Genomic DNA, 21586 nt, shown 5'->3' with positions numbered 1-21586 from the left:
GTGGACGTGGACCGGTGAAGATCATGACGCGGCTTCCACCCGGCTGTACGTGCTGAGGCCGGGCTGGTAGTCGCGCTTCTCGAACTGCTTGAGCGCCACGTTGATCCACTCGTTGCCGCTGAGACGGGAGAGCTCCCAGAGCTTCGCCTGGTCGTAGTCGATCGACTCCGGAAGGTCCATGGTCGTGGTGCGTTCGTAGACCTGCTTCGCCAGTTCCAGGGTGATCGGGTTCTTGTTGATGATCCGTCCGACGATTCGGTCGGTCTCCGCGTCCAGTTGATCCGCCGGAACAGCCTTGTTCACCAGCCCGTACGTCTCCGCCTGCCGCCCGGTGAGCGTGTCCCCGGTGAGGATGTAGTACAGCGCCTGCTTGCGCGGCAGGTTGTGGGTGGCCGCCCAGGTGGCTCCACCGGCCGGGAAGATGCCGAAGTTGATCTCGGAGAGTCCGAACTTCGCGGTCTCCGACGTGATGGCCAGGTCGCATATCCCCGCGACCAGGAATCCACCGCCGAAGGCGTACCCGTTCACCTTGGCGATGGTCACCGCGGGAAACACCTTCAGCCGCTTGAACCAATTGAGCGCCACCAGATTGGTCCGGTAGAACAACTGCGGGTCGTCGAAAGGCTGCAGGAAGCACTCCTCAAGGTCCATCCCGGAACTGAAACTGTCACCGCTGCCGGTCACGACGACCGCCTTGACGGTTCCGGCTGCCTCGATGGCGTCCAGGGCCGCATTCATATCCAGATGCATCTGCGGATTCATCGCGTTCTTCTTGTCCGGCCGGTTCAGGTAGATCGTGGCCTTCGGTCCGTCGATCTCGACGTTCACCGTGTCCAGCGTGATCATTTTTTTGCCCTCTTCTCCAGACGAAGTGCGCACGCGCACAGGAATTCACCAATCCACCGTCCGTGGCTCCGGCCACGGATATGAGCATCACATTCTCTGTATCCGGCCGACTTCTCCCAATGTGCTTTGCCGTGCCGGCGGCCGAGGGACCTGTCCGGGGCCGCACGCGGGCGGAGGGCCTCGCCGCCGTCGAGACCGAAGACAGCAATTGAGAAGAGGTGAACCCGGCGGACTGGGGGCAGTCTCTTGCGTGGGAGGCACGTAGGCGGGCCAGTTCGAGATCGTGAACAGCGAGAGGGTGTTGGTTCTTCTCGTGCCGGGGGGACCCAGGACGTGCTTTCTCACTGGTCTCGGATTGCGGTCACTTCCTCAAGGTGCTGCCGAACGCCGACAGCTGTTATGTGATCTTTCCGCGCAGATGAGAAACAAGCAGGGAGGAATGTCGTATGGATCACTCCGGCATGCCGGGGATGGCACCCGCCGTTTCGACGGTGGACACCGTGGGCGCTGTCCTCTTCATCGGCTGGGCCGTCGCGATGTGGACCGCCGTCGCCGTGCTCGCGGTCGGGAACCGGAAGGCGGTGAAGCCGTGGCTGTACAAACTCGCCGTAGGACTTGTGGGCGTTGGCGTGGTGGGCCAGGTCGGCCACTTCCAGGAACATGTCGCACAGGCGGGCTACTGGATCGCCCATCCCTACTCCGCGGCGTGGATGACTCCGTGGGGTGACAGCTTTGCCCGTGGGTTGGGTCAGGTCGACGCCGGCAAGCCCGCCCTCGGGATGGAGATCCTGCACCTGGTCGGCAACTTCATCTTCCTTGCCGGACTGGTCGGCATCGTGCAGATCACGCATCGCGTCGCCGGGCAGCTGAAGTCGCGCAAGTGGGCCAGGATGGGCGTCTGGATGCAGGGCATCCACGGCATCGAGCACATCGTGCTGACGGCGTCCGTGGCGCTGGGCGCGAGCCGGGCCATCGGCCTGTCCACGTGGTTCGGTGCCATCGAACCGGGCCCGGCCTTGACGACGTACCGGGTCTGGTGGCACTTCGTGGCCAACGCGGTGGGCACGGTGATCCTAGGCATCGCCGTCTACCACCTCTGGAAGGAGAAGCGGGCGGTCAGGGAGAGTTTCGGTCTCCTGGGGAACGTGGAGACCGCGGCCGCCCCGGCGGGCTCGGAGGAGGGATCCGCGAGCGCGCTCGAACCTCTGGGGCGCCGCTGACGGACGGCGGATCCCGGGCCCGGTCATCGCGCGGAGCGTGTGACCGGGCCTGTTCAATGCCCACGGGACAGCCCTTACTCCGGGAACCCTCGCACCCGCGGCGGTGGCCCTCCTGGAGGGCAATGAGCATGACATGAATTCAATAGGGTGCCCGTGCTGACGAGTTGAGACATCGAATGTCTCCTCGACGCACGGGCGCCTCGTGCGTTGCGCCGCCGGCGCCGTCACCTCATCGGTGGCCACTGCGCATCGCTCACTCATGGACGCGATCCGGGTCCTGGCCCGTGAAAGCCGCAGCCCTGCTGGTGCGGGCATTTCGGCGATTTCGTGCTTGCATATTCCCGGCGTCGTCGCGAGAGCCGTGCGCGAACACCACGGAGCCGCGCTCGACACGTATGGGCAGGGGCCCGTGGAAGGACGGCGGGATCACGGGAGCCGCCGGCCGACGCGTGCGGCGTCGGGCGGAGCGCCGACACGGCTGTGTCGAGCGGCGGCGGAGGCCGGCCTCCGCAGGGTGACGTCCCGGTGCGGGGTAGGAGCTCCGCTCCCCAAGCCCGGTGAGAATCGAAGACTTGAGGAACTGCCCCATTTCGGCCACGACGACGGGGTGGTGCTCGGAGTCGAGGGTACGTGGACGTGTCCCGGTCCTGCCGGGGCGCCTCGGACACCCGCGACCGACCCCCGGCTCCACCAGCAGGTGAAGCCGGTGAAACCCGTTCGAGGTCGGAGATCTGGTCCGCATCGCGCTGAGCACCGCCAATGGAAGCGGTACCCGTAAAGCGATTTTCAGCCAACTTCTCGCAGTATCCATCTCAAACCGCAATTTTGAAGATGCGAACGGTTTCGAACAGCTAAACGATATTCCTCGGCCGCATTCAGCCGCCACGGCATCGTCCGGGTTCGACACGTTCGGGAAGGTGTAGAGCCACATGAGGGAGCCACCGCTTGACCCGTACAGAACGAGCAGGCAACCCAAGGCGGACCCGCCGACGCGCAGAGTAACTCGCTGTAATGAGAGTGCCGGTGGGTCGGGATGCGCTGCGACCGCTTACCGGAAAAACTCCGATCGGGATTCCCAGACTCCCGACAGGAAAGTGCTATTTCCGTGCCCGTACAAATGCATTCTCAGCATCCAAAGCCGGGGGATACGGATGGCCACAGAGGCGGCGATCGAGCGTAGTATCAATGCTATGTGGGATCACCACGCCGACCCGCTCTCTCTGGGACAACTGGCGGAAACCGCATTTTACAGCAAGTTCCACTATTCGCGGGTGTTCAACGAGGTGACCGGGACGTCGCCGGGCCGTTTTCTTGCCGCGATCAGACTGTTCATGGCCAAGCGGCACCTGCTGGAGACCGCGGCCAGCGTCTCGGACATCACGCACCGGGTGGGCTACAACAGCCTGGGCACGTTCACCAGCCGTTTCACCCGCAGCGTCGGCATCGCGCCGACCAGGTACCGGTTCCTGGCCCGCTGCGGTATGCCACCGCTCGTCCTGCCGGCCGCCCAGGCCCGCCACGGGTTGTCCACGGTGGCCGGACGCCTGCACTTCCCGGCAGACGTCGGCCCGGTCCGGGTCTATGTGGGTGCGTTCAGCACCCCGATCATGGAGGGACTGCCGCGCTCCTGCGACATTCTGGACGAGTGCCGCCCGTTCCGCCTGAACGTCCCCGACGGGCTGTGGTTCATCCGGGCGGCGGCCGTGATGCTGCACGACGGCGCGCCCGGCCCGCAGGTCCGCCTGCCGAAACTGATCGGCTCGGGGTGGGCGGTCCGCGCCCGCGGAGGACGTATGTACAACGCCGATGTGCAACTTCGGGCGGCCACCCAACTCGACCTGCCGATCCTGCTGGCCCTGCCGGAACTGGACGGCCCGTACCACCGGCCGCTGCACGCCGCCCCGTCCGGTGAGACCGGGGTCGCCGACAGCGAGTTCGGGCGGGCTCCCTGCGCGGGCGACTGGCAGGCGGATCCCTGGGGCCGGGCCGGAGCGCACGCGCTGAGGGCCGTACAGGAGGGCTCACCGTAGGCGGAACCGCACCCGGACCCTGAGGAACAAGCACGACGGATGCGAGCCGGCCGGGCGGTCCGGGGTCCGGCCGGGCGGTCCGGCGAGGAAGCGACGGCCTCGCCGGATCATTTGCCGCCGCGTCCACCTCGTCGTCCGCGCAGCCGGCTCCCGGTCGGTCCGGCCGCAGCGGACACCGCCGTACCGGGCGCTCGCCCGGCCGGCGTCACGACCGCAGGAGCACCTGCTGGAGTTCGGCCGTGCACATCATGTAGCCGTCCGGGGTCGGCAGCTGCTCCAGGTAGTGGCCGAGGTCCGCCCCCAGCGCGAACACCCTCACCGGGGTGCCCGTGGCGCGCGCCGACTCCACGACCCTCCTTATGCCGTCGATGACGGCCGGGTGCCGGGTCTGATAGGACCCGGCCACCAAGTGGTTGCCCCGGTCCGCCGCGAGGTAGAACTGCACCAGGTCCTTCGTGCCGACGAACAGCTCGCTGGCCCCCGAGGCACAGATCGCCCCGGTGGCGTGCACTGCCGCGGGCGTCTCGATGAACGCGGACACCGGCACGTCGGCCGGCAGCTCCAGGTGCCTGATCAGCGTGGCGAACTCCTCCGCGTCGTTGACGAAGGGGACCGAGAGGTGCACCCGGCCCACCTTGTCGCCGAGCCGCTCGCGCAGGGATCCGAGGACCGCGTGCAGCGCGTCCCGGTACGCGTTCGACCCCAGCAGCCAGCGGGCGCCGTGGAGGCCCAGCTCGGGGTTCGGTTCGATCGCGACCTGGGCCCGTTCGGTGACCCGGGCAGCGTGGTCCGAGCGGAGGTCGAGCAGCCGCAGGACGAGCCGCTGCTCGGGCAGGAGAGCCTCGGTGAACCGGCACAGCCGGTCCGCGACGGCCTGCCCGTACGCGGTGATGTCGGCCGGGCTGCCGCCCACCGAGTCGAGTGGACGCAGGCCCGCCGCCAGGCAGAGGAACTCCTCCCGGATGAAGAAGGAGTCGACCCGCTTCGCGTCCGGACCGCACGCGTTGATCGTGGCGATGTCCTGCAGGTCCGCGATGACCGCGCAGGCCGAGCCCAGATGGTCCGGCGACGGTTCCCCCGCTGCCGGGCTCGCGGCCCGGGAGACCGTGTCGGACTCGACGACGATCGACTGGCTCTCCAAATGCAGTGTCACCTCGCCGGTGACGCCCGCCAGATCGCTCTCGTCGACACGGAGCACGGGTATACCCCTGCCGCGGCAGATGGACTGCATGTGCCCGGTCAGCCCGCCCGCGCCGCAGACGACCGCACGTGAGGCCACCATCGCGTCGTAAAGGCCCGCTTCGAGGGAACTGGCGACGAGGATGGACCCCTGAAGTGGACTCCTTGTGCGATTGCAAGTGCCTCGCAACACCTTCTCTGTTCCGCTGCTCAACAGGAATCCTTGAATTCGTCGCCCGCTCAACTGGTCCTCCGGTGTCCTAAGAGTTCGCTATCCCGAGTTGTCTGCGTAGTTGCTTCGGCGTGACCGAGATGTCGGTGAGCCGTGCAATGGCTGCCCGGTTGACGACAGCCCTCATCAGGCGGTCGTGCCGGGACGCGTCCATCGAAAGGTTCGACGTTTCTCCAGCGGCCCGAATGCAGGAATCCAGACGGGAATCATTGATCTCCCGCTCACTTCGGTTACGTGCAGTCAGCCTCCTCACTTCCAGAGTCACAGCTTCCTCGAATTCGGCCCGGTCCACTTCCTTGATATTGCTGGAACGGGCATAGTATTTGGCCAAGCTCTCGGCCAGAATGTCTCCGCCCGGCTCCAGCGTCTCGATGACACACGCGGCAACCGCGATCGAGTGGTTCTTGATGGCCGCGAGGTTGAAGGTGAATGCCCCGGTCCGGCCGTTCCGGACGATCTCGTCCCCTTCTCTCAGCACACCGACCGCGAAGAGGGAGCCGACCGCCTCCCCGCCGGGGCCGAGCAGCGCCCCCCGTCCGTCGACCTCCAGACCGCGCCCGGTGCGCCCGTGAGGGACCGCCATGCCCCGGCGCAGGAGGTTCTTCCACAGCGGCCGGCCGACCCTGCCGTAGTCCGACTCCCTGCTGAAGTTGGAAATCACCAGATCGGTCTCGATGGACCGCGTCCCGTTCCCGGCGTCGACGGAGACGGCCAGCCGCCCGGACTCCGTCGGCTTGATCCCGGCCACCTTGCCGACCACCAGTTGAACTGTCCCGTCCGCCGGGTGCATGGCGCGCTCGATGACCTCCATCGTGTACTCCACCGCGCCCACCCGGAAGGCGGCGATCGCGGTACCGAACTCGTCGAGCAATCCCCGCAGTTCCGCGGAGGGAATCAGCTCGATGACCTTCGGCAGATGTGGCTCCCACGCCTTGGCCACCCGCTCCGGGACCACGGCCGGATGGATGCCGGGGTGCTCGCGGACCACGGTCGAGCACGCGGCCTCCCACGCGCTTCGGACCCGGGCCAGGAACTCCCCACGATCGAGGTACGGCTCCAGCAGTGCCTTCGGGCAGGGCAGCCGCACCACCTCGTGTTCATGGCCGGCGGGGTACGTACGGAACACCGTCCCGGTCCTGGAGACCAGATGGATCCTCCCCGTGTGGCCCTGGCGCAACAGCAGGCCCGCCGAGTCGTACGCGCTCAGCACGGATCCGACGATCGCGACGCTCGCCCCGGGCGGGAGCGTCATCAGTTTCCGGACGCCTTCCTCGGAGTACGGGTTGCGCACGAAGGACTCGTGATCGAGCACCTCCGCGGCGAACGGCGGCTCCCTGAGCTCCAGGCCGGTCGCGAGGATGACGCGGTCCGCGAAGAGCACCGTCGCCTCCCGGCCCCGCCCGCCTTCGGGACTCATGTCCGTACTGTTCAGAGAGAGGTGTCGTACCGTCACATCGACGCCGTTCGGGCGGAGTTCCATGTCGACGGCCTCGCCGTCCGCCTCGACGAGAACGACGCCGGGACAGGCCTCCCGTCTGGCCTCGGCCAGACGGTCGATCAGATAGTCCTGGAAGATCCGCCGGGGTGCCGGTCCCTCCTCGGTGAACGTCGTCCCGGCCCATGGGGCAGGCCAGTCCCCGCGGTCCGCCTCGGAGTTGGCCCAGCGTATGAAGTCGTGGACGTCCTCACGGAAGGCCGACATCCGACCTGCCTGGATGTTGAACGCATGTCCCCAGGGGTTGCCGTCGCGGTGGTAGGCGACACCTGCGCAGCGGTAGTCGGAACGCCGCTCAAGCAGAACGATTTCCAGGGGCCTGCGCGCGAAACGGAGCAATCGCATGGCGGTGGCGGCACCTGCCAGTCCCGATCCGACAATGAGCACTCTTGGGCATAGACCTGTTCGAAGAATGGTATGACCTCCGCGAAGAGGATGGGGCCGCGGCTCTGCCGACTCATACCAGCCCCGGGCTTTCACGAAGCGGGCTGTCCGGCAGTCGGGCAGGAGAGAAGAAAGTGCCTTGACCAGCAAGAACGGGACTTGTCGAGCTCCCTGTTCCTGCCACGGTGCGGGGCGCTTCCCGGGTGAAGCACTCTATCGGGCCCGCCCGCCTTTCGTAGGGGGACGTGCACCGGTCCAGCGCCGGGTTTCGAGGGCGCTCCGCCCGGTCCGTGTCAACTCCGCGCTCGCGGGTGCGGACGCCGTGCTTCATCCGGGCGGCCTGACGGACGGGGCACCGCTGGAGGTGTAGATGGTGGTCAGCCGTTCGATGGCCTGGTCCTGGTTGGCGAAGCGGCCTCCTCGGTCTGCTTGCCGGGCGCGTTGCGATACCTGATCCCGTACTCGTTGGGGCACTTCGACCACCTGGTCCTGCCGCTGACACTTTGCTGACCACGAGCCGCGGTGATTGGTCGGAGCCCCTTGCGGCTCCGGTGGCGAAAGGGGGAGGAGGCCTTGGCACGAGACGCAGCTGGGGGTGACCTTCAGCCGCTGGTCGCGACCGGGGGCCAGGGGCAGCCGGTCCACCGCCCCCGTGTTCCCATCCGCCTGCCGTGCGGGCGCCCGGGTCCGGAGCGGATGCGGGCGGCGGCGCTCCGGGTCACGCTGGAGTCATGGCTACGCCTCCGATCGTGATCCACCGGCCGGCACCCTCCGGTGCGAGGCTCGTCACCGTGCACATCGCCGGCCGCGAAGAACGGCTCGGGCTCGCCCACAGCGACCATGACGTCATCGTGTTCCTCGCCGACGCCGGAATGGCCAATCCTGAGCGGGCCCTCGACAGCGCGTCCCTCGTCGAGTGGCAGGGCGCACCCGCCCACGAATACGCAGCACCCTGATGTCGCCGGACCGGCGCCGAGGGGACTTCCTGCCGGATCGCCCTGGGCGGAACCGGCGGGAAGAGCCGCGTGAGGGACGGTTACGGTAGGGAGTGTGGCTCCACCTCCCCATTCCCTCGGTGACTTCCTGCGCGCGCGCAGGGCCCTCGTCCGGCCCGAGGAGGTGGGTCTCGCCGCCTCGTCGCGCCGTCGGCTGCCGGGGCTACGGAGGGAGGAGGTCGCCGCTCTCGCCGGGATCTCCGCGGCGTACTACGTGCGCCTGGAACGCGGCCGGGACCGTCGCCCCTCACCGGAGGTGACGAACGCGCTCGCCCGCGTCCTCCTCCTCGACGCCGATGCCCGCGCCCACCTCCACACCCTTGCCCAGGGCAGCCCCGGATCGCACCCGGCCTCGTACGCTCCGGAGACCGTCCCGGAGCCCGCACGGCAACTTGTGCTCAGCCGCACGGACACCCCCGCCTTCGTCCAGGGGCGCTACCAGGACGTCCTTGTCGCCAATGCTCTGGCCACCGCGCTCTCACCCAGCTATCGCGTCGGCGTCAACCTGCTGCGCGCCGCTTTCCTCGGCACTCGGGTCCGCGAGCTCTACGACGACTGGGACTCCGTCAGTGCCTCCGTCGTCGCTTCGCTGCGTGCCCTGGCGGGATCCGTACCCACCGATCCGCGTTTCGCCGCGCTCATCGCTGAACTGTGTTCCGGAAGCGAGGAGTTCAAACTGCTGTGGGACCGGTACGACGTGCGTCCGCGGACCGCGGGCGCTACCCGTCTGTTCCACCCCACGCTCGGTGTCCTCGATCTCCGTTACGAGAAGCTGACTGTCCTGCCCGACGAGGGGCAGGTCCTCGTCGTCTACCACGCCCCGCCCGGCAGCCGCGAAGCCGCACTGTTCGCCTCGCTCGCCGCCACCGCCGCACGAGCTGAGGAGCCCCCCGCGTGAGCACCCCCTCGCCTGCCCTGGGGGCTTTCCTGCGGGCTCGCCGTGACGCGCTTCCCCCTGAAGGCGCCGGGCTGCCCGCGGGTACCGGCCGCCGCGGTGTGCCCGGCCTGCGCCGCGAGGAACTGGCCGGACTCGCCGGGATCAGCCCTGAGTACTACACCCGCCTCGAACAGGGACGTGACCGCAACCCCTCGCCCGAGGTCCTCGCCGCGCTGGCCCGCGCCCTGCGGCTCGATGACGCCGCCACCCGCCACCTGCACCGTCTGGGCGGGCATCTGCCGCCGGACGACCCGGCCGGTCCCGGCAACGTGGCCGGCCGTCTGCCCGCCGGGCTGCGCGAGCTGCTCACCGTCTGGGACGACGTCCCGGCCGTCGTCCAGAACGCCTACCTGGACGTGCTCGCCGCCACCCCCGTGGCGACCGCCCTTGCGCCCTTCTACCGTCCTGGCGTCAACCTGCTGCGCGCCGCCTTCCTCGGCGACAGCGTCCGTCGGCGCTACCGCAACGCCCCCGAACTTCTCGCCCGCGCTGTCGCCTCGCTGCGGGCCTTCGCCGACCGGGTCCCCGACGACCCCCGCCTCTGCGCCCTGCGCGACGAGCTGACGGCTGCGTCACCGCAGTTCCGGACGCTCTGGGAGCGGTACGAGGTGAGCCCGCCGCCCGGCGGGACCGTGGAGATCGACCATCCGGCCGTGGGCCCTCTGAGCCTGGAGTACCAGCGCTTCGCCGTCCCGGGACTGGCCGGCACCCTCCTTGTGGTGCACACCGCCGTCCCGGGCACCCCGTCCGCGGCCGCGCTGGACCGGCTGGTGCGAGAGGTGTCGGCGGAGTCCTGAGGACCGTTTTCAGCCGTGGGAAGCCGTCCAGCGTGTCGATCCCGTGCTCCTCGCCCCCAGCCCGATCAGGCCGACACCGTCGTCGCCGGGGCACTCATCGGGCGATCAGCTCCTCGCCCGTCTGCCACAGCCGTTCCGCGTTCTGCTGGTCGAGGGCGTAGGGGGCGACGCCGCCCGAGCCCAGGGCCCCGCTGCTTTCGATCACTGGGGATTCCGCGCAGTCCTCGAAGTACCGGCCGCCGATGCCCTCCAGCAGGGGCGAGGCCGCGAGCAGGACGCTGGTCGCCGCTCCCTGGGGGACCGTCTTGCGAAGGTGCTCCGGGGTGCGCAGACCACCGGTGTGCTGCTGGAGGTTGGTGGCGATGGCACCGGGGTTGAGGGCGTTGGCGCGAATGCCCTCACTGGACCAGCGCCGGTCCGCGCCTACGGCGAGCAGGATGTCGGCGGTCTTCGACTGCCCGTACGCCGACCAGGGGTCGTACGGCCGGAAGCGGTAGTCGAGGTCGTCGAAGATCACCGGTGACATGAGGTGCCCGGTGGAGCTGACGGAGACGATCCGGGCGCCCCTCGCGGCCGCGAGCGCCGGGTAGAGCCCGTGGGTGAGTGCGAAGTGCCCCACGTAGTTCGTGCCGAACTGGAGCTCGCGGCCCTCCGGGGTACGGTCCAGCTCGGGGAGCGCCATGATCCCCGCGTTGTTGACGAGGATGTGCAGCGGGCCTGTCCAGGCGTCGGTGAAGGCGCGGACGGAGCGCAGGTCGGCGAGGTCGAGGGCGCGGGCGCTGACTCCCGGGTTTCCCGTGGTGCGGGTGATTTCGGCGGCTGTCTCGGCGGCGGCCTCCGGCCGGCGGGCGGCGAGGACCACCTCGGCGCCCGCGGAGGCGAGCGCGCGGGCCGTCTCCGTACCGAGGCCCGAGGTGGCGCCCGTGACGACGGCTCGCCTGCCGGCCAGTGAGACCCCCTTGAGGACGTCGTCGGTGGTGGACGAGAACCCGAAGGGAGTCCGGAGAGGCTGGTTCATGTAAGTGTTCCTTAGTTGTCAGGGCGCGGAGGCCGAAGCGGATACGGGGACGGGACGCGGGCGGCTCAGGCGCCGGTGGCCCTCGCCGACAAGTCCCACAGTCGCGCGGCCGACTCCCGGTCGAGGGCGTGCGGCGCCACGCCGACCGGCTCGGCCTCCCGCGTGAACAGGACGGGGTCGATGACAGGTGCCTCGTTGGAGTTCTGGAAGTAGCGGCCACTGACGCCGTCGAGCAGCGGGGACGCGGCGACCAGCACCGACGTGGCAGCGCCCTGGTCCGCGCTGCGCCAGGGGTAACTGTCGTACACGGCGCGGGCCTCGTCCGACATGTCCTCACCGAAGGCGTGCTTCTGCAACGGGGACTTGATCCCGCCGGGCATGAGTGAATTGGCCGTGATGCCGTCCGCCGCCCAGCGCGTGGCGACCTCGGCCGCGAAGAGGACAACGGCCGTTTTCGACTGGCCGTAGGCGAGGAAGGGATCGTACGGGCGCTCGTGGAAATTGATGTCGTCGAATACGACTGGGGAGGCCAGGTGCCCGGTCGAGCTGACGGCGGTGATTCGTCCGCCGACGGAGGCGAGCGCGTCGTGGAGCCCGGTCGCGAGGGCGAAGTGGCCGAGGTGGTTGGTGGCGAACTGGCGCTCCCAGCCGTCGGCGGTCAGGTCGAGCTGGGGGAGGGCCATGATCCCGGCGTTGTCGACCAGCATGTGCAGCGGGCCCTCCCAAGCACGGACGAGGCCGCGCACGGAGGAGGGGTCGCTGAGATCGAGCGGCACCGCTGTCACGGCCTCGTTCCCGGTCTCCGCCGTGACGCCTGCGGCCGCTTCACGAGCCCGCTCCAGGCCACGGGCGGCGATCACGACCAGCGCCCCGGCTCGGGCGAGAGCGCGGGCGGTCGCGAGGCCCACTCCGGAGGAACCCCCGGTCACGAGCGCGGTACGACCGTGCAGGACGACCCCGCTGAGTACGTCGTCAGCGGTGGACTCACGGTCGAAGGAGGTGGTGAGAAGAGCCATGGAACATCCCTGGAGTCTTGAGCAGGACCTTGCTCCTCCACCATCCGTCCGACCCACGTCCCAGGCCATTGCTCTGTCAAGAGGGAGAGCGGCAGGGCCAGCCCGGGAATAAACCAGGTGCACCGGGTCCTCGGTGCCGAGCGAATGCTGTTCGGGCAGCAGGCATGTTCGTGGACGCAACGGTCGACTAGGCTGCCTCGCGGCGCGGCGCGGCGCCGTGCCGGCCGGGGGCTTGGGAGGTCCGATGGAGCCGATGGACCGACCGCACGACGACGACGTACTCGCCGCGTGGGCACCGGCAGGTATGGGACGCATCGTCGTCGTCCTGGGCCGGGGCATCGTGATCCACAAGGCGATCGTCTCGGGCAGGGCCGGTGCGGCCGGTGTCGCTCAGGGGGTCACGGCGGGAGCAAGCGTGGCTCTGGGCGGAAGCGCCGTCGGCGCGGCGTCCGGAACGAACTCGGTGTACGGCAGCCCGTTCATCGAGAAGGTGCTGCGCAACGGGGTCGAGGGTCTGCTCGCTTCGTCGCGTATGACCCTCGTGCCCTGGGACGAGATCGTCTCGGCGGAATACCGGAAGCTCCCCCTCGGACGCGGCCGGATGATCATCCGGACCGGGGACACCGAGCACAAGCTGAAGTTCTTGCAGAACACATATGTTGCCGGCGACCCACGGGGCGTGTTCGCTCAGTTCCTCGGCCGGAAGTTCACCGCCGGCTAGCGATCCGAACACACGGGTTCGCGGGGAAGGCCCGAGGCCACGGGCGGGCAGGACCTCACTGACGTCTCAGCCTCCGCCGGAGCACCAGGAGGTCGATGCCGGCGGTCGCGGCGAGGAGGGCGCACACCCCGGCGAGAACGGCCAGTTCCGTGCGGGTCGGCGTGTCGCCGGGACCGGCGGCAGCAGCCCCTAGGGCGAGCAGCACCGCGGCCACGACGAAGAGCAGCAGAGCCGACGTCGCAAGAATCCTCCTGAGGCGCAGCGCACTGCGGGCGTTTGCGGGTTCCGTGCCTCGTCTCATCCGAATCTCGCGCTCCTCAGGCGTGTCGTGTCGGCCCTTGGCCACCGTAGCTGTCAGGAGCCTGACCGGACGGGGCCGGCGGGCCCCTCGAACGCCGGAATACGCGGTGGCCCTGGAGCCGGACGGGAACCGGGAGCGGGAGGAGGCATCGTGCATTGGGGTGATACCGGCGGGGCGCAGTCGGTGCGGCGACGCGCGCATCACCGTTGCGCAGTCTCCGCCCGTAGCCCATGGGGCGTGGCCGACGGCCGAACGAGGTCAAGCGGACCGGAGATGTGATGGATCGCCCGGATCAGGGAACTCGTCTCCCGTCGCACCGTCGCACCGTCGCACCGTCTCCCCTTCGCACCGTCTCCCCCCCTTCGCCCCCCGCACCCGTACGAAAGGCCCGGCCATGTCCACCCGACCGACCACGCTCGATTCCAGCAGTGACCTGCACCAGGTCTTCGAGCTTGCCCAGCAACTGCGCGTGGACTCCGTGCGGTCCAGCACGTCCGCCGGTTCGGGGCACCCCACCTCCAGCCTCTCGGCCGCCGATCTGATGGCCGTCCTGCTCGCGCGCCATCTGCACTACGACTGGTCGGCGCCGGACAATCCCGCCGGTGACCACCTGATCTTTTCCAAGGGGCACGCGTCCCCCCTCCTCTACGCCATGTTCAAGGCCGTCGGAATCATCGGTGACGAGGAGCTGATGACCACGTACCGCCGGTTCGGTCACCGGCTCCAGGGGCACCCCACCCCGGTGCTGCCCTGGGTGGACCTGGCTACCGGGTCTCTGGGCCAGGGCATCGCGTACGGGGTCGGCATCGCGCTGGCCGGCCGGGACCTGGAGAAGCAGCCCTACCGGGTATGGGTGCTCTGCGGGGACAGCGAGATGAGCGAGGGTTCCGTCTGGGAGGCGCTCGACAAGGCGGGACGGCACCAGCTGGCCAACTTCACCGCGATCGTCGACGTCAACAGGCTCGGCCAGAGCGGACCGACCGAGCTGGAGTGGGACACGGCTGCCTACGCGCGGCGTGCCGAGGCATTCGGCTGCCGGGCCGTCGTGGTCGACGGCCACGACCTCGAAGCGGTCGACCGGGCCCTGACCACCGCCACCGACGGGCAGGCGCCCACCGTCATCGTCGCCAGGACCGTGAAGGGCCAAGGCGTCAGCGAGGTCGCCGACAAGGAGGGCTGGCACGGCAAACCGCTGCCCGAGGACCTGGCCGAGCGGGCCGTGGCGGAACTGGGCGGCATCCGCGATCTCAGGGTGCGCGGCCCCAGGCCGCCGGAGGCCACCCCGGCCCCGGCCCCGGCAGCGGGCCCGGTGGAGCTGCCCCGCTACGACGTGGGGGACGAGGTCGCCACCCGGGTCGCCTTCGGCAAGGCACTGGCCGCCCTCGGGGCCCGCCCCGACGTGGTCGCCCTGGACGCGGAGGTCGGCAACTCGACGCACGCCGAGGACTTCAAGAAGGCGCATCCGGAGCGGTACTTCCAGACCTACATCGCCGAACAGCAGATGATCGCCACCGCCGTCGGCATGGCCGTGCGCGGCTACCGCCCCTACGCGACCACCTTCGCCGCCTTCCTCACCCGGGCGCACGACTTCATCCGGATGGCCGCCGTCTCCGAGGTCACCATGGCCCTGTGCGGTACCCACAGCGGCGTGGAGATCGGGGCCGACGGTCCCTCCCAGATGGGTGTCGAGGACCTCGCGATGATGCGAGCCGTCCTCGGATCCACCGTCCTCTATCCGTCCGACGCGACCTCGGCCGCCGCGCTGACGGCCGCCATGGCCGACATCGACGGCATCTCGTACCTGCGCACCACGCGCGGGGCCTATCCGGTCCTCTACGACGGGGACGAAACCTTCCGGCCCGGGGGCTCCAAAACCGTGCGCGGGGGCGACGCCGACCAGGTCACCCTGATCGGCGCCGGTGTGACCCTGCACGAGTGTCTGGCCGCCGCCGAAGAACTCGCCGCCGACGGCATCCCGGCCCGGGTGATCGACCTGTACTCGGTCAAGCCCATCGACGCCGGCACCATGGTCCGGGCCGCCTCGGACACGGGAGCCCTGGTCGTGGTCGAAGACCACCATCCCGAAGGCGGTATCGGAGAAGCGGTCCTCTCGGCCCTCGCGGCGTCCGGCAGCAACCCGCGCTTCGCCCACCTCGCCGTCACCGGCCTGCCGGGCTCGGGCACCACGGACGAACTCCTCGACGCGGCCGGGATCTCCCGCTCCCACATCGCGGACTCGGCCCGCGGTCTGGTCAAGAGCCGCTGACATACGGTCAGGGAGCTCTCTTCCGCCATGTCTCGCTCAGGGCCACGGACGAGCCGAGGTCCTGAGCCCAGTCCCGGCGGATCAGCCGCGCAGCGGGCGAACCCGTGAGGCAGTCGCGGGCGCCGTCCCGGCATGCCGACGGCCCCCGTGCCCCGCTGTCTCGCGGGTCGGCGGGGGAGGGCGGGAAAGGGGGGTTCTGAGGTGTATCGAGTTCTCCTCGCGGGCCGGGCCGGTGGGGCCGACCGTGGCGGGAAACTCTGAATGGTGGTTCACTTCTTTTATGGCCTACCGCAAGACCCCAGCCGAGATCAGTCGGCTCGAAGCAGCCAGAGAGCACCTGATCACCTGTGCCACCTCGGTGATCACGGAAGTGGGCTGGTCACAGGCGTCCGTCACCGCCGTCGCCGACTCGGCGGGCATCGCAGCCGGATCGGTCTACCAGCACTTCGCGTCCAAGACCGCCCTCGCCGTCGAGGTGTTCCGGCGCGCCGCCGGGCGCGAGGTCGAGGTGCTGGGCGAGGTGCTCCAGGGGCCGGGCGACCCCGTCGGGCGGATCGGACGCGGCGTCGAGGTCTTCGCCCGCCGCGCCCTGGAGAACCGCGGACTGGCCTACGCCCTGCTCGCCGCCCCGGCCGAAGCCGCGGTCGGCGCCGAACGGCTCGAATTCCGCCGCCGCTACCGAGCCCTGTTCGCCCAGGTCGTGCACGAGGGCATTGAGTCCGGTCTGCTGCCCGCCCAGAACGGCGAGATCACCGCGGCCGCGCTCACCGGCGCGATCGGTGAAGTGCTCGTCGACCCGCTCGGCACCCGAGACGAGAAGGCCGCGGAGGCGCTCCTCGCCGAACTCGTCGCCATGGCGCTGCGCTGCGCGGGCGCCCCGCCCCGCTCCCCGCAGCCCTGACCGGACCGGCGCGAACCCGTCCCTCCCGTCCGCGTCCCGTCCATCCCACTCGGAGGAAACCCGTGCCCACGACCGACGCCCCCCGCAGCCACCCCACCGCCCTCACCCACGAAGTGACCAACCAGACACCGCCGTTGGCCGGCCACGATGTCGCGGACGACGCCGTGCTGCTGGAGGGCGTGCGGCGCGAGGGCGCCGAGTGGCACACCGGGGAACTGCACCGCCTCGGCCTCCTCGTCGGCAGCGAGGACGCGCAGCGCTGGGCCGACCAGGCCAATGACCACGAGCCCGTCCTGCGCACCCACGACCGCTACGGACACCGCGTCGACGAGGTCGAGTTCCACCCCGCCTACCACCACCTCATGGACACCTCGGTGGGCGCCGGCCTGGCCGGAGCGGCCTGGGCCGACGAACGTCCCGGCGCCCATGTGGCCCGCGCCGCGGGCTTCATGCTGATGACGACCCTGGAGCCGGGGCACCTGTGCCCGGTCTCCATGACGTACGCCGTGGTCCCGGCGCTGCGCCACTCACCCGACCTGGCCAAGACGTACGAGCCGCTGCTCACCAGCCGGGTCTACGAGTCCGGCCTGCGCACCCCGGCGGAAAAGCCCGGTCTGCTCGCCGGGATGGGCATGACGGAGAAGCAGGGCGGCACCGACGTACGGGCCAACACCACGACAGCGACCGAAGCGGCCGACGGAACCTGGCGGCTGCGCGGGCACAAGTGGTTCACCAGCGCGCCGATGAACGACCTCTTCCTCGTGCTCGCCCAGTCGCCCGGCGGACTCTCCTGCTTCCTCGTGCCGCGCGTGCTGCCCGACGGCAGCCGCAACACCTTCCGCATCCAGCGGCTCAAGGACAAGCTCGGCAACCGCGCCAACGCCAGCAGCGAGCCCGAGTTCGACGACACGGTGGCCTGGCTCGTCGGCACCGAGGGCAAGGGCGTACGCACCATCATCGACATGGTCACCATGACGCGCCTGGACTGCGTCCTGGGCTCCGCCGCCGGTACCCGCGCCGCTCTCGCCCAGGCCGCCCACCACGCCCGCCACCGCGCGGTGTTCGGCGCCCGACTGATCGACCAGCCCCTGATGCGCAACGTGCTCGGCGACCTCTCCGTGGAGTCGGAGGCCGCGACGACGATGGCGCTGCGGCTGGCCGGCGCCGCCGACCGGGCGCAGCGGGGCGATGCCGGGGAGCGCGCGTTCCTGCGGCTCGCCACGGCCGTGGCCAAGTACTGGGTCTGCAAGCGCCAGCCCGTCGCGGTGGCCGAAGCGCTCGAATGTCTCGGCGGCAACGGATACGTCGAGGAGTCGGGGATGCCGCGCCTCTACCGGGAGGCCCCGCTCAACGGCATCTGGGAGGGTTCCGGCAATGTGAACGCCCTCGACCTGCTGCGGGCACTGGCCCGTGAGCCCGAGTCCTTCGCGGCCTTCCACACCGAGATCGAGGCCGCATCCGGCGCCGACCGGCGACTGGACGCCGCCTGGCGGGAGCTGCGCGGCGAACTCGTCCTCACCGAGGACGCCCCGCTGCGCGCCCGCCGTCTCATCGAACGTGCCGCGCTCGTGCTCCAGGGCTCCCTCCTCGTCCGGCACGCACCGGCCCCGGTCGCGGACGCCTTCTGCGCGTCCCGGCTGGACGGGGACCGGGGCCAGGCGTTCGGCACCCTCGCGCCGGGAACGGACTTCGCCGGACTGCTGGAGCGGCTTCCGGCCTGAGTCCGCCGGGGGTGAGCGCCGGGGGCTGCCGGCCTCAGGCGGTCTCGTCCATCAGCCGGCGCGCGTCGGCCGCATGACGGATGCCCGCCGGATACGGCAGCGCCCGTACCAGTTCCTCCGCACGGTCCAGGGCCTCCCGCGCGGCCGGGTGCTCCGCCAGCCGGAACAGGGCCATGGCCAGGGCGATCCGGGCGTCCGCCTCGGCGATCCGCTCGCCGGTCCGCGCCGCCCGCTCGACCTCCGCTTGCGCGATCCGCCGCGCCGATGCGGCGTGTCCCGCACGCAGTTGCCCCCAGGCGGTCAGTACCGGGGCCTCCTGAGCGAATCCGTCCACGGCGCGCAGCGCGTCGCCCGGGAGACCGGCGCGCAGGGCGAGTTCGGCGCGGGCCGTGCGTACCTCGTGGCCGGCCTGGCGGTCCACCATGCCGACGGCGGACCGCTCGGCCCGGTCCAGCAGGGCCGCCGCCTCCGAGGGCTCCCCGGTGCGTATCCGCACCAGCGCCAGCGTCGCCAGCGTGTACGGCAGACACCACGCGTCGTCCGGCTCCGCGCTCGCCACCGCCGCCTCCGCGAGCGTCCGCGCGGCGGTGAACTCTTCGAGTAGCAGGAACAGTTCGGCCAGGTTCGCCCGCTCGAACGCGGCCGCGATCGGATCGCCCGACTGCTCCGCGAGATCGAGGGCGCGCTCTCCCATGGCCACGGCCTCGCGCAGCCGCCCGCCCCGCCGCCGGTTCTCCCGCAGGGTGGACAGGACCGAGCCGAGCAGGGTCGGATCCCCGTACTCCTCGGCCGGAGCGAGCGCCCGGCCCGCCGCCGTACGCGCTTCGTCCAGCCGCCCGTTGAGGCCCAGATTGCTGGCCTGCAAGGCGTACGAGCGGGCGACGAGCCCCTGTCCCTGCTTTCCGGACACCCGCAGCGCGACCGCGAGCGCCTGCTGGGCGGCCAGGTAGCCCTCCTCGTAGCGCCCCTGGATCTTGCAGATCATGGACAGCGCGAGGTAGTGCCCGGCGGCCGGCTCCGCCGCGGTGTCCTCGGTCACCGGATGCTCGCCCAGCACCTGACGGCCGAAGTCCGGGCCACCCGCCCGCGCCAGGGCGTCGGCCAGCCAGGCGGCGGTGAGGACGACGTCCTCGTGGTCGCCCCGGCGGGCGAACTCGTCCAGCGCGAGCCGCAGTACCTCGGCCGCCTCGCCGAAGTTGCCCATCCGGCAGAGCACCTGGCTGTGCGCGAGGCGGGCCCGGGCCGCGTCCACGTCGAGCCGCGCCACCAGATCCCGGTAGTAGCGGTCGGCGGTGTCGTTGGCGAAGAGGGCCGCGGCCCGTGCGGCGGCCCTGCGCAGGTACTCGGCGGCGCGCGGGTCGTCGGCGTGCGCGAAGTGCGCGGCGAGGGTGTCGACGGCGTCGGGGCGGCGGCGCAGCACGGCCTGGGCGAACGCGCCGTGCAACTGCCTGCGCCGGACAGAGGAGAGTTCCTCGTAGCAGGTGAGCCGGACCAGTGGGTGCCGGAAGATCAGCCCGGCCTCGTGCTGGCCGGCCAGCACGATCTCGCGCTCCTCGACGAGGGAGGCGCCGATGGCGTGCTCCAGCGCGTCGGTGGCGGCGCCGGCGGAGACCGGCGGGTGCAGTCCGTGCGCGGCGACGTCGAGCAGTTCGGACAGGGCGGTCTCCGGACCGGCGACGGAGAGCGCCTCGACGAGACGCCGCGTGTCGTGGTCGAGCCGGCCGAGCCGCTCCGCCACCAGCTGCCGGATTCCGTCCGGAGCCGGGACTCCGGGCACGTCCTCGGCCAGACCGTGGGCGAGCTCGACGGCGAACAGCGGGTTGCCGAGGGAGAGTTCCCACACCCGGTTCAGCCGTTCCTCTGCCGCTACGTCACCGGCCGGGGCGTCAGGTCCCGGCGCCGGATGCCGTGCGGCGGGCAGCAGCACCGTGTCCCGTACCACCGCGAGGCAGGCCTCCTGGCTGAGCCGCCCCACCTCCTCGCGTGTGGCCAGCCCCTGGCGCAGCAGCGAGGTCAGCCCGGTCCTGCGCGGATCGCCGTCGGGTATCTCCTCCTCGCGGCACGTCACCAGGAACCGGGGGCCGCCGGTCTGCGCCGCCCGCCGCGCCAAGTGGCTCAGCAGCTGGAACGAGCCCTCGTCCGCCGCGTGCAGGTCGTCCAGGACGATCAGCACCGGCTGCACGGAGGACAGTTCGCCGAGCAGGCCGGCCGTGGCGCGGAACAGCCGGTCCCGCTCCTCCTCCGGGCTCCGCTCCTCGTCCGCGCGCACCCGGCCGAGTGCCGGGAGGAACGCGGCCAGTTCCGGGTACTCCGCGCCGACCCCGGCCCGCTGGTCCGGGTCGCGCTCTGCCAGCCATCCGTCGAGCGCCTCCGCGAACGCCCCGTACGGCGTGTGCCCCTCCGCGTCGTGGCCGCCGCCCCACAGCACCGCCGTCCCGGATGCGGCGGCCCGCCGCGCCACCTCGCCCACCAGCCGGGTCTTGCCCACCCCCGCCTCACCGGTCAGCAGCCTGACGACAGCGGGCCCGTCCGCCGCGAGCAGCCGTTCGAGGACGGCCTCGCGTCCGCGCAGCGGGGTCGCGACCGGGACCCGCAGGACAGCGGGCAGGGAAGGCGCCGACGGCACGAGCACAAGCTCCGCCGCCAGCGCGACCCGGTGCAGACGGTCGGTCTCCGGGCCGGGCCGCACCCCCAGCTCCGCGTCCAGCGTGGCCCGGCATACGTGGTACTGCCGCACCGCGCGGCGCCGCAGCCCCTGCCGGGTGTAGACATCGATGAGGACGCGGTGCGCCAGCTCCTCGGCGGGACTCGATTCGAGGACCCGCTCGGCGGCCGCCGCCGCCTCCCGTACCGCGCCCGCCTCCAGATGCGCGGCGGCGAGCCCGAGCAGCACCCGCTCCTTCAGCTCCGCGAGCTGCGAGCGACGGCCCTCGGCCCAGTCGGCGTAACGGTCCTCGGGCAGCAGTTCGCCGGAGAACCACTCCAGGGCCCGCGCCAGCTCCGCGACGCCGCCGCTCGCCAGCGCGTCCCGCGCGTCCCGTTCGGCCTGGTCCGCGTCGATCCACACCGTCGCCGGGTTCAGGAACAGCAGCGCCCCCTCCGAGACCAGGTAGGAGGACGTGGCACGTGAGGCGAGTTCGGGCTCCAGGATCCGGCGCGCCGAGTGGAGTGCGACGCGCAGGCTGCCCTGCGCCGCGTGCGGGTCCGCGCCTGGCCAGCAGATGTCGATGACCTGCTCGCGGTGCAGGCGGTGTTCCGGTACCACGGCGAGCAGCTTCACCAGGGCCTGTGCGGTCAGTCTCGGCCAGCGTTCGGCAGACTCCGCGCCGGATTCCCGGGTGACCCGAAAACCTCCGAAAAGGTGCAGATTCAAACGTGGCGCCACGGGATCGGTGCCGGTGGTACGTCGTGCGTTCATGAGGGCGCAACTGTAACCGAGCAAGCTGAGGACCCCCGGGCTCGGCCCGGGGGTCCTCAGTGGTCAACGCTCACGGGTCGTCATGGCGATGTGCCGAGGCACTGACCCG

The 21586-nt window shown here is 70.7% G+C and carries 16 protein-coding genes; 9 read left to right on the top strand and 7 right to left on the bottom strand.

Annotation, left to right across the window (positions count from 1 at the left end; all coding sequences use genetic code 11):
- Positions 1-21 precede the first annotated feature (21 nt).
- On the bottom strand, positions 22-846 hold the full coding sequence (locus ACFVQ0_RS02050; RefSeq protein WP_390083624.1) for a p-hydroxycinnamoyl CoA hydratase/lyase: 825 nt from the start codon (positions 844-846) through the stop codon (positions 22-24).
- A gap of 446 nt (positions 847-1292) precedes the next feature.
- On the opposite strand from ACFVQ0_RS02050, the gene ACFVQ0_RS02045 reads away from it, so the two are divergent.
- Together ACFVQ0_RS02045 and ACFVQ0_RS02040 are read left to right on the top strand one after the other, a co-directional pair.
- Entirely contained in the window at positions 1293-2066 is a 774-nt protein-coding gene (locus ACFVQ0_RS02045; RefSeq protein ID WP_390083622.1) for a DUF6008 family protein, read from the top strand.
- Between the two features lie 1190 nt (positions 2067-3256).
- Positions 3257-4096, top strand: a complete 840-nt coding sequence (locus ACFVQ0_RS02040) for a helix-turn-helix transcriptional regulator (RefSeq protein ID WP_390083620.1) — start codon at positions 3257-3259, stop codon at positions 4094-4096.
- 205 nt (positions 4097-4301) lie between these two features.
- Here the strand turns inward: ACFVQ0_RS02040 and ACFVQ0_RS02035 are convergent, their stop codons facing one another.
- Both ACFVQ0_RS02035 and ACFVQ0_RS02030 read right to left on the bottom strand, forming a co-directional pair.
- The gene (locus tag ACFVQ0_RS02035; protein WP_390085347.1) at positions 4302-5468 is read right to left on the bottom strand and encodes a putative PEP-binding protein; all 1167 of its coding nucleotides are present in this window, start codon (positions 5466-5468) and stop codon (positions 4302-4304) included.
- A 67-nt stretch (positions 5469-5535) separates the two neighbouring features.
- Entirely contained in the window at positions 5536-7416 is a 1881-nt protein-coding gene (locus tag ACFVQ0_RS02030) for an FAD/NAD(P)-binding protein (protein ID WP_390085345.1), read from the bottom strand.
- 701 nt (positions 7417-8117) lie between these two features.
- Here ACFVQ0_RS02030 and ACFVQ0_RS02025 point away from each other — a divergent pair.
- From ACFVQ0_RS02025 to ACFVQ0_RS02015, 3 genes are all read left to right on the top strand, one after another.
- The gene (locus ACFVQ0_RS02025) at positions 8118-8342 is read left to right on the top strand and encodes a hypothetical protein (protein ID WP_390083618.1); all 225 of its coding nucleotides are present in this window, start codon (positions 8118-8120) and stop codon (positions 8340-8342) included.
- A 94-nt stretch (positions 8343-8436) separates the two neighbouring features.
- Positions 8437-9279, top strand: a complete 843-nt coding sequence (locus tag ACFVQ0_RS02020) for a helix-turn-helix domain-containing protein (protein ID WP_390083616.1) — start codon at positions 8437-8439, stop codon at positions 9277-9279.
- Positions 9276-10115, top strand: a complete 840-nt coding sequence (locus tag ACFVQ0_RS02015) for a helix-turn-helix domain-containing protein (protein ID WP_390083614.1) — start codon at positions 9276-9278, stop codon at positions 10113-10115. Before ACFVQ0_RS02020 ends, ACFVQ0_RS02015 begins: the two co-directional genes overlap by 4 nt.
- Positions 10116-10209: 94 nt before the next feature.
- On the opposite strand, the gene ACFVQ0_RS02010 is transcribed toward ACFVQ0_RS02015, so the two are convergent.
- A complete protein-coding gene (locus tag ACFVQ0_RS02010; RefSeq protein ID WP_390083612.1) occupies positions 10210-11133 on the bottom strand; it encodes an SDR family NAD(P)-dependent oxidoreductase in 924 nt (307 codons plus the stop codon).
- Between the two features lie 65 nt (positions 11134-11198).
- Positions 11199-12149: an SDR family NAD(P)-dependent oxidoreductase gene (locus ACFVQ0_RS02005; RefSeq protein ID WP_390083610.1), complete on the bottom strand. Its 951-nt coding sequence runs from the start codon at positions 12147-12149 to the stop codon at positions 11199-11201.
- Between the two features lie 253 nt (positions 12150-12402).
- Between ACFVQ0_RS02005 and ACFVQ0_RS02000 the strand changes: the two genes are divergently transcribed.
- Positions 12403-12870, top strand: a complete 468-nt coding sequence (locus ACFVQ0_RS02000; protein WP_390083608.1) for a hypothetical protein — start codon at positions 12403-12405, stop codon at positions 12868-12870.
- A gap of 55 nt (positions 12871-12925) precedes the next feature.
- Here ACFVQ0_RS02000 and ACFVQ0_RS01995 read toward each other — a convergent pair whose 3' ends face one another.
- Positions 12926-13171, bottom strand: coding sequence for a DUF6343 family protein (locus ACFVQ0_RS01995; protein WP_390083606.1), 246 nt, complete (start codon positions 13169-13171; stop codon positions 12926-12928).
- Positions 13172-13565: 394 nt separating this feature from the next.
- Here ACFVQ0_RS01995 and ACFVQ0_RS01990 point away from each other — a divergent pair, with 394 nt between their 5' ends.
- The 3 genes from ACFVQ0_RS01990 (at position 13566) to ACFVQ0_RS01980 (ending at position 18059) form a co-directional block, all read left to right on the top strand.
- The gene (locus ACFVQ0_RS01990; RefSeq protein ID WP_390083604.1) at positions 13566-15437 is read left to right on the top strand and encodes a transketolase; all 1872 of its coding nucleotides are present in this window, start codon (positions 13566-13568) and stop codon (positions 15435-15437) included.
- 280 nt (positions 15438-15717) lie between these two features.
- Positions 15718-16338 (top strand): TetR/AcrR family transcriptional regulator, encoded by a 621-nt coding sequence (locus ACFVQ0_RS01985; RefSeq protein ID WP_390083602.1) that lies wholly within the window; start codon positions 15718-15720, stop codon positions 16336-16338.
- A gap of 62 nt (positions 16339-16400) precedes the next feature.
- Positions 16401-18059 (top strand): acyl-CoA dehydrogenase family protein, encoded by a 1659-nt coding sequence (locus ACFVQ0_RS01980; protein ID WP_390083600.1) that lies wholly within the window; start codon positions 16401-16403, stop codon positions 18057-18059.
- Positions 18060-18093: 34 nt separating this feature from the next.
- On the opposite strand, the gene ACFVQ0_RS01975 is transcribed toward ACFVQ0_RS01980, so the two are convergent.
- Positions 18094-21477, bottom strand: a complete 3384-nt coding sequence (locus ACFVQ0_RS01975; protein ID WP_390083598.1) for an ATP-binding protein — start codon at positions 21475-21477, stop codon at positions 18094-18096.
- Positions 21478-21586: the final 109 nt, after the last annotated feature.

Origin of the sequence: Streptomyces sp. NPDC057900 (assembly GCF_042887885.1) — a bacterium.
Taxonomy (GTDB): Bacteria; Actinomycetota; Actinomycetes; order Streptomycetales; family Streptomycetaceae; genus Streptomyces.
Note: the sequence above shows the minus strand (reverse complement) of the source record. Positions and strands in the feature narration are given on the sequence as shown.